This window comes from Streptomyces tendae, assembly GCF_008632955.1.
In the GTDB taxonomy this organism is placed as follows: Bacteria; Actinomycetota; Actinomycetes; order Streptomycetales; family Streptomycetaceae; genus Streptomyces.
In genome coordinates, this window is the sequence record NZ_CP043959.1 from 2999032 (window position 1) to 3013589 (window position 14558).

The following is a 14558-nucleotide window of genomic DNA, read 5'->3' on the forward strand; positions in this document are numbered from 1 at the left end:
ATGGGCCTGATCTCGGAAGTGCTGCTGCTGCCGCTCGCCCCGGCGCGCGGCGGCGCCTGGGCCATCCGGCAGGTCCTTCAGGAAGCGGAACGCATCTACTACGACCCCGCGACCATCCGTGCCGAGCTGGCCCGGCTGGAGGAACTGCTGGAGGCCGGGGAGATCACCGAGGAGGAATTCGACGAACAGGAGGACGCACTCCTGGACCGGCTGGAGATCGCGACGCGCACGGGCGCGGGTACTGGGGACGGGACGGCACAACGATGAATCGAACGGGACTGGGCCTCGCCATCGGGGCCGGATATCTCCTCGGACGGACCAAGAAGCTGAAAATGGCGCTGGCCGTCGGCGGGCTGGTGGCGGGCAAGAAGCTCAACCTCAGCCCGAAGGCGGTCGCCGACCTGGTGCAGCAGCAGCTGCGCGACAACCCGCAGTTCAAGGAGCTGGGCGACCAGGTCCGCGGTGATCTGCGCGGCGTCGGCAAGGCGGCCTCCGGTGCGCTGGTCGAGCGGCAGATCAGCTCGCTCGCCGACCGGCTGCACGGCCGCACCGCCGAGGTGCGCGGCCAGCTGGCCGGGGGCGGCGCCGAGGACCGGGACGAGGAGGACGACGAGGACGAGGACACCGGCACCTCCGAGGACCGTGACGCCGAAGACGCCGAAGACGCCGACGACACGGACGGCGCGGAGGACGCCGACGACACGGACGGCGCGGAGGACGCCGACGACACGGACGGCGCGGAGGACACCGACGACCGGGGTGACGAGCCGGACGCCGGGCGGAGGGCGCGGAAGGCGGCCGACAAGGCTCCGGCCCGCAAGTCCGCCCCGGCGAAGAAGGCCGCGTCCGGGCGGACCGCGCCCGCGAAGAAGACCGCCGCGAAGAAGACGGCCGCGAAGAAGAGCGCGTCCGCCTCCCGCGGCGGCGCCCGTTCCCGTAGCTCGAAGGGAGGCGGTGAGCGATGACCGAGACCGTGGGAAAGGCCACGTCCGCCGCGCGTGACGGTGCGGACGGCGCCACGAAGAACCCCCTGTCCGACATCGCCCACAGCGAGGCCGCGGACCGGCTCAAGAGCGAGGTCCAGGACTACCTCGCGGCCCAGGCGACCCGGCTGCTGAGCGGGGTCGGCCAGAAGCTGGGCGAGACCACCGGCAAGCTCAACGACATCGCGGAGGGCAACAGCCCCGGGTTCGCCAAGCTCGCCGCAGACGGCGGCAAGAAGCTCGCCGAGGGCAAGGGCCCCCTGCGCACCGCCGTCGAGCTCGGCGCCACGCGCGCCAAGGACAACGTCAAGGGCGCCCTGCAGAACCTGGGCGGCGGCGGCAAGGGCAAGCGCAAGAAGTCGTCCGGCAACAAGCCGACCGTCATCATGGAGTACATCGACGTCGGTGTGCCGCTGCGCACGGCGTACGACCAGTGGACGCAGTACCAGGACTTCAGCACCTTCGCCAAGGGCGTCAAGAGCGCCAACAAGTCCGACGACACCACCTCGGACTGGCAGGCGAAGATCTGGTGGTCCAGCCGCAGCTGGAAGGCGACGACCTCCGAGCAGGTCCCCGACGAGCGCATCGCGTGGTCCACGGAAGGCGCCAAGGGCACGATGAAGGGCGTCGTCTCCTTCCACCAGATCGCCGAGAACCTGACGCGGGTCCTGCTGGTCATCGAGTACTACCCCTCGGGCTTCTTCGAGAAGACCGGCAACATCTGGCGCTCCCAGGGCCGCCGCGCCCGGCTCGACCTGAAGAACTTCGCCCGCTTCATCACGATCAAGGGCGAGGCCGAGGACAGCTGGCGCGGCGAGATCCGCGACGGCGAGGTGGTGCGCAGCCACGAGGACGCCGTGGCCGAGGAGGAAGAGGAGCAGGGCGCCGAGGGCGAGCAGGAGGACTCCGAGTCCGAGGACCAGGAGGGCGAGCCCGACACCGAGGCGGACGCCGAGGCCGAGGACGAGGAGGCCGACGAGGACGGCACCGAGCCCGAGGACGCGTACGACGAGGAGGACGAGGAGGACGACGGCACCGAACCCGAGGACGGGTACGAGGACGAGGCCGGCGCCCCCGAGACCGACGACCCGTACGAGGACGAGGACGAGGAAGCCGCCGACGGCGAGGACGAGGACGAGGAGGGCGTGCCCCCGGAGGAGGACTACGAGGACGAGGACGACGACGAGTACGAGGACGACGAACCGGCCGAGGACGAGGCCGGGCACGAGGAAACCGAGGGCCGGAGCCGCCGATGACCACCCCCAGCCGACTCCCCGACCCCTATGGCCAGGGCAGCAGCGCCAACCTTGCCGACATCCTGGAAAGGGTGCTGGACAAGGGGGTGGTGATCGCGGGCGACATCCGTATCAACCTGCTGGACATAGAACTGCTCACCATCAAGCTGCGCCTCGTCGTCGCCTCCGTGGACAAGGCCAAGGAGATGGGGATCGACTGGTGGGAGTCCGACCCGGCGCTCTCCTCGGGCGCCCGGCGGGACGAACTGGCGCGTGAGAACGCCGAGTTGCGTGAGCGCCTGGCCCGGCTGGAGGAGCTGGCGCCGCGTCGCGCCGAGGAGCAGCTGGAGCAGCGCCGCGCCGAGGAGGAGACCCCGTGACCGGACTGCGCTACGTCTACGCGGTCTGCCGTCCCTTCGGCACGCCGCTGCAGGCCCAGCTCACCGGGGTGGCCGGCGACCCGCCCCGGCTGGTGCCGCACCACGACCTGGTGGCCGTGGTCAGCCATGTGCCCGAGGAGGACTTCGCCGAGGAGCCGCTGCGCGCGCACCTGGAGGACCTCGACTGGCTGACCGCGGTCGCGCGGGCGCACCAGGGGGTGATCGACGCGCTCACCACCGTCACCACGCCGCTGCCGCTGCGGCTCGGCACCGTGTTCCGCGACGACAGCGGCGTACGGTCGATGATCGAGGAGCGCGAGGAGAACTTCCTGCGGCGGCTGGACCGGCTCGAGGGCCGGGTCGAGTGGGGCGTCAAGGTCTTCCTGGAGCCGCAGAACGAGCCGGAGCAGGCCTCCGCGCCCGAGCCGGCGGCGATGTCCGGACGGGACTACCTGCGCCGGCGCCGTCAGCAGACGCGGTCGCGGGAGGACCAGTGGCAGCGGGCCGAGACCTTCGCCACCCGGCTGCACGGCACGCTCGCCGGGTTCGCCGAGGACTCCCGGCTGCACGCGCCGCAGAACCCCACCCTGTCCGGCGCCCGCGGGCGCAACGTGCTGAACGCGGCCTACCTGGTGCCGCGGGCGGAGTCGGAGCAGTTCGTGGAGCAGGTGGACCGGACGAAGGACGACGTCCCCGGACTCCGGGTGGAACTCACCGGGCCGTGGGCGGCCTACTCCTTCGCCGGCGAGGAGAACACCGGGGAGGAGGGCTCGTGACCGTCGTCGAACGGCGTGAGATCGCCCTGGTCGACCTGCTCGACCGGCTGCTGGCCGGGGGCGTGGTGATCACCGGCGACATCACGCTGCGGATCGCGGACGTGGACCTGGTCCGCATCGACCTCAACGCGCTCATCAGCTCGGTGAACCAGCAGGTCCCCTCGCCCTTCGAGGAGTCCCCTTGAGCGACGAACCGCGCCACCACGCGCCCGACGTGCCGCGTCACCACGCGCCCGACGCGCCGCAGCCCTTCACCGTGTCCGACGTCGGCGCGGACGCCGTCGACGGGCGGTCCGCACTGGCTCCGGAGGCGTCCTTCGACACGCGTCCGGAACCGCGCGATCCGCACGCCGGCCGCCGCCGACGGCTCGACCTGGAGCCGGACACCGTGGAGCGCGACCTGGTGAAGCTGGTGCTGACCGTCGTCGAACTCCTGCGCCAGCTCATGGAGCGCCAGGCGGTGCGCCGCTTCGACGAAGGGGACCTGACCGAGGAACAGGAGGAGCGGGTCGGACTGACCCTCATGCTCCTGGAGGACCGGATGGCCGAGCTGCGCAACCGCTACGGCCTGCGCCCCGAGGACCTCAACCTCGACCTCGGGCCGCTCGGTCCGCTGCTGCCCCGGGACTGACTCCCGGGGCGGCCCGCCTCTCCCCGGACCGCCGGTCAGGCGTCCTTGCGGCAGAGGATCTCGCCGTGCAGCACGGCGAACCAGCCGTCGTCCCGGGCACCCCACTCGCGCCACGCGCCGGCCACCTGGGCCAGCCGTCCGCGGGTGGCGTGCCCGGTGTCGACGGCCTGTCCCGCATAGGCGGACGCCACCGTGCGGTCCGCCCACAGGCCGCTCCACCAGTCACGTTGCTCCGGTGTGGAGAAGGTCCACGTGCTCGACGTCGCGCTGACGTCGGTGAGCCCCGCGGCCAGTGCCCACGCCTTGAGGCGCCGGCCCGCGTCCGGTTCGCCGCCGTTGGCCCGCGCCACCCGCCGGTACAGGTCCAGCCAGTCGTCCAGGCCGGGCGAGGCGGGATACCAGGTCATCGCCGCGTAGTCCGCGTCCCGTACGGCGACGAACCCGCCGGGCTTCGTCACCCGGACCATCTCCCGCAGCGCGCGCACCGGGTCGCCCACGTGCTGGAGCACCTGGTGGGCGTGCACCACGCAGAACGTGTCGTCGGGGAAGTCCAGCGCGTGCACGTCACCCACCGCGAAGCCGACGTTCGCAAGGCCCCGCTCGCCGGCCTCCGCCCGGGCCCGCTCCAGGATGCCCGGCTCCCGGTCGAGACCGGTGACGTGTCCGTCGGGCACCAGTGCGGCCAGGTCGGCCGTGATGGTGCCGGGCCCGCAGCCGATGTCCAGGATCCGCATGTGCGGCTTCAGCGCCCCGAGGAGGTACGCGGCCGAGTTCGCCGCGGTGCGCCAGGTGTGAGAGCGCAGCACCGACTCGTGGTGCCCGTGCGTGTAGACGGCGGTCTCCCGTGCGTGCGGCATGACAGGCCCACCCCTTCCACTGTCGTAGGAGGACGTCCACGTTACGCGCGACGGCCGCATGATGAGACCCGCGTTTCATCATGCGGGACGGATGCCGAGCCGGGACGGGCCGGGGGAAACCCGTTTGCCACCGGCCGCCGGCGCCCCGCAGAATCGCGCCATGGGTCACCTGGAAGCCGCGCACCTCGAGTACCACCTCCCCGACGGGAGGGCTCTCCTGGGCGACGTGTCGTTCCGGGTGGGGGAGGGCGCCGTCGTCGCGCTCGTGGGACCCAACGGCGCGGGCAAGACCACCCTTCTGCGCATCCTCTCCGGCGAGCTCACCCCGCACGGCGGGAACGTCGCCGTCAGTGGCGGCCTCGGCGTGATGCGCCAGTTCGTGGGCTCCGTACGGGACGAGACGACCGTGCGCGACCTGCTGGTGTCCGTGGCGCCGCCCCGCATCCGCGAGGCCGCCCGCGCCGTGGACGCAGCCGAGCACGCCATCATGACGGTCGACGACGAGGCCGCCCAGATGCGCTACGCGCAGGCGCTCGCCGACTGGGCCGAGGCCCAGGGGTACGAGGCCGAGACGCTGTGGGACATCTGCACCACCGCCGCCATGGGCGTCCCCTACGACAAGGCCCAGTGGCGCCAGGTCCGCACCCTCTCCGGCGGTGAGCAGAAGCGGCTGGTGCTGGAGGCGCTGCTGCGCGGCCCGGACGAGGTGCTGCTGCTGGACGAGCCGGACAACTACCTGGACGTGCCCGGCAAGCGCTGGCTGGAGGAGCGCCTCGCGGAGACCCGCAAGACGGTCCTGTTCGTCTCCCACGACCGCGAACTGCTCGCCCGGGCCGCCGAGAAGATCGTCTCCCTCGAACCGGGGCCCGCGGGCGCCGACGCCTGGGTGCACGGCGGCGGCTTCGCCACCTTCCACGAGGCCCGGCGCGAGCGCTTCGCCCGCTTCGAGGAACTGCGCCGCCGCTGGGACGAGAAGCACGCCCAGCTGAAGAAGCTGGTGCTGACCCTGCGCCAGGCCGCGGAGAACAGCCCGGACATGGCCTCCCGCTACCGCGCCGCCCAGACCCGGCTGCGCAAGTTCGAGGAGGCGGGCCCGCCGCCCGAGCCGCCGCGCGAGCAGGACATCCGGATGCGCCTCAAGGGCGGCCGTACCGGCGTCCGCGCCGTCACCTGCGAGCAGCTCGAACTGACCGGCCTGATGAAACCCTTCGACCTGGAGGTCTTCTACGGCGAGCGGGTCGCGGTGCTCGGTTCCAACGGCTCCGGCAAGTCACACTTCCTGCGCCTGCTCGCGGGCGAGGACGTCGCGCACACCGGGGCCTGGCGGACCGGGGCGCGCGTGGTGCCCGGACACTTCGCGCAGACCCACGCCCACCCCGAACTGCTGGGCCGCACGCTGCTCGACATCCTGTGGACCGAGCACTCCCAGGACCGGGGCGCCGCGATGTCCCGGCTGCGCCGCTACGAGCTGACCCAGCAGGCCGAGCGCACCTTCGACCGGCTCTCCGGCGGCCAGCAGGCCCGCTTCCAGATCCTGCTGCTGGAGCTGCAGGGCGTCACCGCCCTGCTCCTGGACGAGCCCACCGACAACCTGGACCTGGAATCGGCCGAAGCCCTCCAGGAAGGCCTGGAGGGCTTCGAGGGCACGGTCCTCGCCGTCACGCACGACCGCTGGTTCGCCCGCTCCTTCGACCGTTTCCTGGTCTTCGGCAGCGACGGCAGGGTCCGCGAGACATCCGAACCGGTCTGGGACGAACGCCGGGTGGAACGCGCGAGGTGATCCGCGGGCGGGTCACCTCCAGCGCAGCAGCGCGCCCAGCCCGCCGACCGGCGCGTCGCCGCCCGCGTCCGGCGCCGCGGCCACCGAGAGGGCGGGCGCGTCCGTCGTCACGGCCGACCGGATCAGCGCGTCGTCCGCGCGTGCCGCCCAGGAGTTCTGCTCGCCGAGGATCTTGAGGTCGGTGCGCCGGACCGCCAGCTGGTCCGGGTCCTCGCCGATCCACACCTCACGGTGCGCGTCCGGGCCGTCCGGCCGGATCAGCAACTCCTCGATCCGGTGCTCCCGGGCCGCCTCCACCAGTGCCGGCACGCCCTCCACGGCGCCCGCCCGGCCCTCGTCGTCGGGGCCGCGGGCGGCCAGGAACCGCTCCAGCTCGGCCGCCGTACGGTCGCGCACATGCTCGGCGCGGATCCGTTCCACGTCCTCGTCCAGCAGCCGGCTCCCGGCGCCGTGCGACGCCTCGGCGACCATGCCCCGCATCCGCTGCGGCAGCCGCTCGCGCACCGTCCGCCGCTCACGGTCGTCACCGACCAGGATCGCCAGGTCGGCGCCGGTCTCCTCCTGACAGACGGCGAGCGCGTCGGCGATCTCCGCCGCGTTGTGCTCCCAGGTGTTCTCCACCCGCAGCTGGAAGTGGCGCACGGACCAGTCGCCGGTGCCGGTCCGGTGGAGGGGGTGCCGCTGCCCGGTGACGCCGCCGGCGTCCTCCCGGCCGAGCGCGCTGCGCAGCTCGAACTCGGCGCCCGCGCGGTCGACGTACGCGACGACGCACACCGGGTCCTCACCGGCCAGCTCCAGCAGCGGCGCGACCCGGGGCAGCGGCGCCCAGTCGGCCCCGTCGCGCTGCGGGGGCCGGGCCAGCGACGGGTCCAGCACCACCTCACCGTCCCGGGCGAACAGGGCGCGGCCGTGCGGTTCGCCGGAGTGCCGCAGCTCCTCCAGCGCCTGCCGCACCGCCGTGCAGGTGGCCTCGCCGGCGCCCTGGCCGGCCAGTTCCCGCGCCATCGCCTCGGCGGTGAGCCGGCGTTCGTGCGGGGTGTTCTCCGTGTGCCGGGAGGTGTCGACGTAGACGGAGGCCCAGGGGCCGGGACGTTCGTAGAGCGGGTTCAGGAATGCGAGGTCCATGGTCCCTCCCGGTTGCCGTTCGGGGTGGTGCCCGTGCCGCCGGGCGGGTACCCGGGGCTCATGAACGCACACGACGAGCGGGGCAGCATGATGACCGGAGTCGACCCGAACCGCCTGGAGGACCAGCAGCTCATGAAGGAACTGGAGACCATCCACCGCACGCGTCACGACACGCTGCTGTACGGCTCCAACGACGCGCTGCGCGCCCACAACGAGCGGATGGCCCAGCTGGAGGGCGAGTACCTGCGGCGCAACCCGAACCGCCCGGTCGCCCCGGGCCGGACCCGCGAGGGCGCCCGCGAGCGCGGCGCCGCGGACTCCGCGACGCCGACCTCGTCGGGCAGCTGAACGCGAGACGGACACCTGAACGCGAAACGCTCGGGTACCTGAAGACGAAACGCTCGGGCACCTGAACGCGAAGCGGGAGCCCCGCGCGGGCGGGACTCCCGTCATCTCCTGCCGCAGGTCCTGTGCGGCCGCCGGACCGCCTAGGAGGCGCGCTCCGCCGTGAAGACCTCCAGGAAGGTCTCGCAGAAGGCCTTCAGGTCGTCCGGCTTGCGGCTGGTGACCAGCTTGTTCGACCCGTGGTCGCAGACCTTGACCTGCTCGTCGACCCAGGTCGCGCCCGCGTTGCGGAGGTCCGTCCGCAGGCTCGGCCAGCTGGTCAGCACGCGGCCCCGCACGACGTCGGCCTCGATGAGGGTCCACGGCGCGTGGCAGATCGCGGCCACCGGCCGGCCCTGCTCGAAGAAGTCACGGACGAACGCGACGGCCTTGTCGTCCATCCGCAGGAAGTCCGGGTTGGCGACCCCGCCGGGCAGCACCAGCCCGTCGAAGGAGTCCGCCGACGCGTCGCCGACGACCTCCTGCACGGGGAAGGTGTCCGCCTTGTCGAGGTGGTTGAACGCCTGGATCTCCCCGGACCGGGTCGACACGAGGACGGGCTCGTGCCCGGCGTCCTCGGCCGCCTTCCAGGGGTCGGTCAGCTCGACCTGCTCGACGCCCTCGGGTGCGGTCAGAAATGCGATGCGCATGATGGCGCTACGTCCCTTCGTTCGTTTCGTCAGTCGGTCGTTCGGTTGATCGGTCCGCCGGTCGGTTCGTCGTTCAGTCGCTGTCGTCGGGCTCCGCGCGGCTGATGTCGGCCAGCGCCGACCCGGGATCCCGGGCCTCGGCCAGGTCGCCGAGCGTCACCAGGCCGACGGGCAGGCCGCCCTCCACCACGGGGATCCGGCGCACCGCGTGCTCCCGCATCAGCGCGACGGCCGAGGACACCGGGTCGTCCGGGGCGAGGGTCAGCGGGTCCGGCGTGCACACCGACTCCACGCTCACCCCGAACGGGTCCCTGCCCTCGGCCACCGCCCGTACGGTGATGTCCCGGTCGGTGACCACGCCCACGACGCGCTGTCCGTCGGCCACCACCACGTCGCCGATGTTCTGGCCGCGCATCAGCCGCGCCGCCTCGACGACCGAGGCGTCCGGCCGTACGGCGACCACCCCGGGAGTCATCACGTCCTTCACGTACTGGGCCATGGTCAGCAGGCCTCCCTGTGCCGGGCGGTCACGCCGTCTCCGTCTCCCGCGACCGGGTCAGCGCCTCGGCCAGCTCCTGGACACCGGTGTAGCGGTCCTTGCGCGGCAGCCGCTCCAGCGCCTCGACGAGCGCGTCGGGGGCGTGCCGCCGGTCCAGGGCACGCATGAGTTCACGGGGACCCGCGGGGAACACCCCGCGGCCCAGGATCCGGGCCAGTTCCAGTCGTGTCGACTCCAGCGACGTCGGACCGCGGCCCGGTGTCACGGGGCCGCGCGCGACCTCGGGGTCGTCGTCGGCGACGGGCTCCGGGTCGTGCCACTCCTCGGTGCGGGTCGGATGCCCCGACCGCAGCAGGCCCTGCAGTTCGTGCTTCATCTCGTCGTCACGGTGGACGCTGAGCCGGTCACTGCCTCGCTGCATGTCTCCCTCCAGGTCCTTCGGGGGTGCCGACCGCGTACCCGAGGAGCGCGGGCCGACACCGGTACAAGGGCCGCGATCCGGGACGGATCCGAGCCGGGACGCAGTCGTCCTCCGGACGGCGATCCGGGCCCTTCCGGGGGGAAAGCGGGCGGGCGGTGCGGGACCGGCCGGCGGACGCGCATCGCCGGGGTTTGGCGCGGGACGCCGGGTGACCCGGAGCGCACGCCCCCACGCGGCTTCCGGAAGGACCGGCCATGGCGGTGCTCGCCCTGCTCGTCCCGTCCCTCATGCTCGGCGTGATCCTGATGCTGGGCCGCTACGAGGACTTCGTCCTGCCACCCCGGGAGGCGGATCCCGAACCACGCGAGTCCTCCGCGGGACGTTTGCGCGGCTGACGCGGGGGCAGGCGGACCTGGAGTGCTTCGGACAGGAGGCACGTCCGTGGTGGCGAAACCCCGCCGCGGCGCCCCTGTCCCGGCGGGTGCGTCGCCACGGTGACCGTCCGTCCCCGAGCACCTCCGAGGGAGCTGCGACGCACCATGCGCACCCGAGCCGGCGCCAAGGCGCATCCCCACGACGACGCACCCGACACGGCGGCGGCCTTCCGCAGGCTCGCCGCACTGCCCGAAGGGCCCGAGCGCGACGCGCTGCGGGACGAGATCGTGGAGGCCTGGCTGCCCATGGCGCACCGCCTCGCCGGACGGTTCCGCAGCCGCGGCGAGAGCTACGACGACCTGTGCCAGGTCGCCGCCCTGGGCCTGCTCAAGGCCGTCGACCGCTACGACCCCGAGCTGGGCAACGCCTTCGAGAGCTACGCCGTGCCCACCGTCACCGGCGAGATCAAGCGGCACTTCCGCGACCACATGTGGACCCTGCACGTCCCCCGCCGCGTCCAGGAGCTGCGCAATCGCGTCCGGCACGCCGCCCAGGACCTCTCCCGGACCGTCCAGGGCCGCGCCCCCACCGTGAGTGAGATCGCCGAGTGCGCCGGACTGACCGAGGACGAGGTGCGCACCGGGCAGGCGGCGTCGGAAAGCTTCAGCGCGCTGTCCCTGGACGCCGAGATGCCCGGCAGCGACGACGGCTACTCCCTGGGCGACGCCCTGGGCGGCCCCGACCCCGCGCTGGACACCGTGGTCGACCGCCAGGCGGTCAAGGACCGGCTGGCCGAGCTGCCGGAGCGCGAGCGGGCGATCCTGTACATGCGCTTCTTCGACGACATGACGCAGAACCGCATCGCCGAGGAGCTGGGCCTGTCCCAGATGCACGTCTCCCGGCTGATCACCCGCAGCTGCGGCCGGGTGCGGGAGCAGGTCATGGGCGACACCGACGAGGAGTGACCGCCCTTCACCCGCACGGGCGCGTCCGGTCCCGCCAATGGTCTCCGGCCGCGCGCGGGCCGGAGGCGGGCGGGCTGTGATGGCACCGGGACGACCGACGTGTCCCAGCCGCCGCTCGAAGGAGCCCGCACCATGCGCCGCACCGCCCGTGCCCTGTCCCTCGCCGCCGTCGCCGGCACCGTCCTCGGCGCGCTCGCACCGGCCGCGTCCGCCGGGACGGTCCCGGGCAGCGTCGGCGTCTGGGGGACCGCCCCGCCCTCGCCGTGCGCGTCACCGACCGGCGGCCACAGCCGGCCGGGGCACCCGTCGTGGAGCGCGGCGCCGAGCCCCGTGAAACCGGGCGCGCACGACGTCGAGGAGTACGAGGCGGAGACCCTCGTGGAGGAGTTCACCGAGGCGGACCTCTACGGCGCGACATCCCTCGACGCCTCCGAGGGCCTCGCGCCCGAGGAGGCCGGCGAGGCGGACCCGCTCGCGCCCGAGTCGGCGGCGGAGCCGCCCGCGGCGCCCGACACCGCGTGGGAGGAGATGATCCCCGACGCCGACGCCGACGCCGACGCCGACGCCGACGCCGACGCCGAGGAGCGCGCGGGGTCCCCGGGCGCGCAAGGCGCACCCGGAGCGGCGGGTACGGCGGCGGACCCCGCAGCGACGGACCCCGCAGCGGTGGACCCGTACGCCGCGGAACCCTACGCGGCCGACCCGTACGCGGCGGACCCCGGGACCATGGACCACAAAGCCCCTGCCCGCACGGCCGTGGACCCGAGGCCACCGATCCCGGGCGGCCCGCTCCGGACCACCCCGCCGAAGCCCACCCCGTCGCCCACGCACAAGCCCACCTCCTCGCCGAAGCCCACGGCCACGCACGGCACGCCCTGCCCGTCGCCGACCGCCCACCAGGGCGTCCAGGCCGGCCGGGGCGGTGCCTTCACGGACTCGGTGCCCGCCCAGGTCGCGGGCGGTCTGCTGATGGCGGGCGCGATCGGCGCCGCCGCGCACCGTGTGCTGCGCAGGCGCACCGGCGGAACGCATGCCTGACCCCAGGCCCCTCGGTCCCGCCGCCCTGGCCCGCGGCCCCGCCCGCCGTGCCGCGCGGCACGCGATCCGGCACCGTGCTCATGACGGGCCGGTCACGGGGTACTGAGTTCGCCGAGGGCGGCACGAGCGGACGCCGGGACACGGCACCGGGGCACCAGAAACTGCGCGGAGGTAGGGATGCGGCGGACGGAACCGGAAGGTCACGGCCCGGTCCGCTTCGGGCCGCCGTTCCCCGACGACGGGCTGCCGGTGCTGCCCGAACTGGCCGGCGTCCTGGCGGCCGCCGCCGCGCGCGGCGGCGCCGAGCCGGTCGGCGGCGGGGCCACCCTGCTCGACGCCGCGTGCGGCCACGGCGACCGGCGCGGACTGCCCGCCGTCCCCGACCGCACCGCCCTCGCCCCCGGCGCGCCCGCCCTGCTGACCGCGCTGACCGCCGCCATCGACGGCGACGTCCTCGTACCGAGGCCCTGCGCCTCCTGGTGGCCGCCGTACGCGCGTCTGCTCGGCAGACCCGTCTTCCCGTGCCGACCCCGCCGAGAGCGGCGGCGTCCCGACCCCTACGCCCTGCTGGAGACCGTGCGCCGGATGCGCGCGGAGGGCCGCGACCCGCGTCTGCTGGTGCTGTCCGTCGCCGACGACCCCACGGCGACCGTCGCCCCGCCCGAGCTGCTGCACGAGACCCTGGAGGCCGCGGCCGGCGAGGGGCTGCACCTGGTCAGCGACGAGACCTGGCGCGACACCCTGCACGACCCGCACGACACGGTGCTGCTCAGCCCCGCCGAGATGCTGCCCGACCGGGTCACCGTCGTCACCGACCTCGCCGGTTCCCTGCTCCCGCCGGGCTGGCCCGCCGCCGTGGCCCGCTTCCCCGCGGGCGAGGAGGGCGCCGCGCTGCACGCGCGCGTGCTCGACGTGCTCACCGCGCTCGACGCCCGGGTGGCCGCCCCCGTCGCCGCGGCCGCCGGGTACGCCCTGTCCGAACCCGAACCGGTCACCGCGCGCGTCGCCGCCTCCGTCCGCGTGCACGCGCGCGTGGCCGCCGCCGCGCATCACGCCGTGGTCTCCGCGGGCGCCCTGGCCCGCCCCCCGCGGTGCGGCCGGCACCTCTACGCCGACCTCACCCCCCTGGCGCCCGGGCTCTCCGAGCGGGGCATCGGCGACGCCCAGGAACTGGAGGACTTCCTCACCGCCCGGCTCGGCATGCCCGCGCCCGGCGGCCACCGCTTCGGCGACGACTTCGAGACGCACCGCGTACGGCTGTGCACCGCCCCCCTGCTGGGCGAGAGCCCCGAGGAGCGCGCGCGGTGCCTGGACGCGGACGACCCGGCGGAACTGCCACAGGTGCGACGCGCGTTGCACCATCTGGCATCGGTCTTCGACGATCTCCGTGACGGCGCTCGGCGATGGGAGTCCTCTCGATGACGCAGCGGCACCGGTCGACCGGAACGACGTCCGCAGCGGGGACGCGGGCCCCCGTCCGGCGGGTCCCACCCCCGCTCGCCGAGCCGCGTCCGCTCGCCGAGCGCCGGGCGTGGCCCCGCGCCTTCCACGACCGCCTGACCGCCCCGCTGCCCGGACTCAAGGCCTTCGCCCGCTTCGCCCGCGAGGGCGCGGTACGGCCCACCCCGGAGGGCCTCGCCGGCATCCCCGACCTGCCGTACGCCCCGGCCCGGTGCCGGACGTGGACGCCCGCACGCTCGCCGTGACCTGGGCGGGCCACGCCAGCTGGGTGGTGCGGATCGGCGGGCTCACCGTGCTCACCGACCCGGTGTGGTCACGGCGCATCCTCGGCACCCCCGCCCGCGTCACGCCCGTCGGCGTGGCCTGGGAGGCGCTGCCGCGCGTGGACGCGGTCGTCATCAGCCACAACCACTACGACCACCTGGACGCCCCCACCCTGCGCCGGCTGCCGCGCGACACCCCGATGTTCGTGCCGGCCGGCCTCGGCCGCTGGTTCCACCGCCGCCGGTTCACCCGGGTCACCGAGCTGGACTGGTGGGAGGCGGCCGAACTGGGCGGTGTGCGCTTCGACTTCGTACCGGCGCACCACTGGTCCAAGCGCACCCTCACCGACACCTGCCGTTCGCTGTGGGGCGGCTGGGTGCTCACCGCCCCCGACGGCGTGCGGGTGCACTTCGCCGGCGACAGCGGCTACGGCCACTGGTTCTCCCGCATCGGCCGCCGCTACCCGGGCATCGACCTGACCCTGATGCCGATCGGCGCGTACGACCCGCGCTGGTGGCTGGCCGACGTGCACTGCGACCCGGAGGAGGCGGTCCGCGCGGCCCAGGACCTGGGGGCCCGCCACATGGCGCCCATGCACTGGGGCACCTTCGTGCTCTCCGCGGAACCCGTCCTGGAGCCCCTCACCCGGGTCCGCGACGCCTGGGAGGCGGCCGGACTGCCCCGGGAGCGCCTGTGGGACCTGCCGGTGGGCGGATCGCGGGTGATGGAATGAC

At 74.1% G+C, this 14558-nt stretch carries 18 protein-coding genes and 1 pseudogene; 14 read left to right on the forward strand and 5 right to left on the reverse strand.

The features are described 5' to 3' along the window. From F3L20_RS13895 to F3L20_RS13925, 7 genes are read left to right on the forward strand one after another with little or no spacing between them, the layout of a single operon-like run. Positions 1-267 (forward strand): gas vesicle protein GvpG, encoded by a 267-nt coding sequence (locus F3L20_RS13895; protein ID WP_024883845.1) that lies wholly within the window; start codon positions 1-3, stop codon positions 265-267. Further along, entirely contained in the window at positions 264-965 is a 702-nt protein-coding gene (locus F3L20_RS13900; protein ID WP_150154664.1) for a DNA primase, read from the forward strand. The genes F3L20_RS13895 and F3L20_RS13900 overlap by 4 nt, the downstream gene beginning before the upstream one ends. Further along, complete coding sequence (locus F3L20_RS13905) at positions 962-2239, forward strand: SRPBCC family protein (RefSeq protein ID WP_150154665.1); 1278 nt, start codon at positions 962-964, stop codon at positions 2237-2239. Before F3L20_RS13900 ends, F3L20_RS13905 begins: the two co-directional genes overlap by 4 nt. Beyond that, positions 2236-2598 (forward strand): gas vesicle protein, encoded by a 363-nt coding sequence (locus F3L20_RS13910; RefSeq protein WP_150154666.1) that lies wholly within the window; start codon positions 2236-2238, stop codon positions 2596-2598. The genes F3L20_RS13905 and F3L20_RS13910 overlap by 4 nt, the downstream gene beginning before the upstream one ends. Continuing rightward, positions 2595-3374, forward strand: coding sequence for a GvpL/GvpF family gas vesicle protein (locus tag F3L20_RS13915; protein WP_150154667.1), 780 nt, complete (start codon positions 2595-2597; stop codon positions 3372-3374). Before F3L20_RS13910 ends, F3L20_RS13915 begins: the two co-directional genes overlap by 4 nt. Further along, positions 3371-3559: a gas vesicle protein gene (locus F3L20_RS13920; protein ID WP_024883840.1), complete on the forward strand. Its 189-nt coding sequence runs from the start codon at positions 3371-3373 to the stop codon at positions 3557-3559. The genes F3L20_RS13915 and F3L20_RS13920 overlap by 4 nt, the downstream gene beginning before the upstream one ends. Then, the gene (locus tag F3L20_RS13925) at positions 3556-4005 is read left to right on the forward strand and encodes a gas vesicle protein K (RefSeq protein ID WP_240810894.1); all 450 of its coding nucleotides are present in this window, start codon (positions 3556-3558) and stop codon (positions 4003-4005) included. The genes F3L20_RS13920 and F3L20_RS13925 overlap by 4 nt, the downstream gene beginning before the upstream one ends. A gap of 35 nt (positions 4006-4040) precedes the next feature. Here F3L20_RS13925 and F3L20_RS13930 read toward each other — a convergent pair whose 3' ends face one another. Further along, complete coding sequence (locus F3L20_RS13930; protein WP_150154668.1) at positions 4041-4862, reverse strand: methyltransferase domain-containing protein; 822 nt, start codon at positions 4860-4862, stop codon at positions 4041-4043. A 160-nt stretch (positions 4863-5022) separates the two neighbouring features. On the opposite strand from F3L20_RS13930, the gene F3L20_RS13935 reads away from it, so the two are divergent. Next, positions 5023-6642 carry an ABC-F family ATP-binding cassette domain-containing protein gene (locus tag F3L20_RS13935; protein ID WP_150154669.1) on the forward strand — a complete coding sequence of 540 codons (1620 nt, stop codon included), beginning with the start codon at positions 5023-5025 and terminating at the stop codon, positions 6640-6642. Between the two features lie 12 nt (positions 6643-6654). Here F3L20_RS13935 and F3L20_RS13940 read toward each other — a convergent pair whose 3' ends face one another. Continuing rightward, on the reverse strand, positions 6655-7767 hold the full coding sequence (locus tag F3L20_RS13940) for a Vms1/Ankzf1 family peptidyl-tRNA hydrolase (RefSeq protein WP_150154670.1): 1113 nt from the start codon (positions 7765-7767) through the stop codon (positions 6655-6657). Positions 7768-7827: 60 nt separating this feature from the next. On the opposite strand from F3L20_RS13940, the gene F3L20_RS13945 reads away from it, so the two are divergent. After that, positions 7828-8115, forward strand: a complete 288-nt coding sequence (locus F3L20_RS13945) for a DUF6158 family protein (RefSeq protein WP_150154671.1) — start codon at positions 7828-7830, stop codon at positions 8113-8115. Positions 8116-8255: 140 nt separating this feature from the next. Here the strand turns inward: F3L20_RS13945 and F3L20_RS13950 are convergent, their stop codons facing one another. From F3L20_RS13950 to F3L20_RS13960, 3 genes are all read right to left on the reverse strand, one after another. Next, complete coding sequence (locus F3L20_RS13950) at positions 8256-8801, reverse strand: type 1 glutamine amidotransferase domain-containing protein (RefSeq protein ID WP_145826363.1); 546 nt, start codon at positions 8799-8801, stop codon at positions 8256-8258. A 73-nt stretch (positions 8802-8874) separates the two neighbouring features. Continuing rightward, entirely contained in the window at positions 8875-9300 is a 426-nt protein-coding gene (locus F3L20_RS13955; RefSeq protein WP_145826362.1) for a CBS domain-containing protein, read from the reverse strand. A gap of 28 nt (positions 9301-9328) precedes the next feature. Further along, positions 9329-9721 carry a DUF2795 domain-containing protein gene (locus F3L20_RS13960; RefSeq protein WP_024883832.1) on the reverse strand — a complete coding sequence of 131 codons (393 nt, stop codon included), beginning with the start codon at positions 9719-9721 and terminating at the stop codon, positions 9329-9331. Positions 9722-9975: 254 nt separating this feature from the next. Between F3L20_RS13960 and F3L20_RS33970 the strand changes: the two genes are divergently transcribed. From F3L20_RS33970 to F3L20_RS13980, 5 genes and pseudogenes are all read left to right on the forward strand, one after another. After that, a complete protein-coding gene (locus F3L20_RS33970; protein WP_167534522.1) occupies positions 9976-10116 on the forward strand; it encodes a hypothetical protein in 141 nt (46 codons plus the stop codon). Positions 10117-10260: 144 nt separating this feature from the next. Next, complete coding sequence (locus F3L20_RS13965) at positions 10261-11061, forward strand: RNA polymerase sigma factor SigF (RefSeq protein WP_150154672.1); 801 nt, start codon at positions 10261-10263, stop codon at positions 11059-11061. A 132-nt stretch (positions 11062-11193) separates the two neighbouring features. Next, entirely contained in the window at positions 11194-12099 is a 906-nt protein-coding gene (locus F3L20_RS13970) for a hypothetical protein (protein WP_150154673.1), read from the forward strand. A gap of 177 nt (positions 12100-12276) precedes the next feature. Continuing rightward, positions 12277-13521, forward strand: a complete 1245-nt coding sequence (locus F3L20_RS13975) for an aminotransferase class I/II-fold pyridoxal phosphate-dependent enzyme (RefSeq protein ID WP_150154674.1) — start codon at positions 12277-12279, stop codon at positions 13519-13521. Beyond that, positions 13518-14557, forward strand: a pseudogene (locus tag F3L20_RS13980) (MBL fold metallo-hydrolase). Before F3L20_RS13975 ends, F3L20_RS13980 begins: the two are co-directional and overlap by 4 nt. The last annotated feature ends 1 nt before the right edge of the window (position 14558 follow it).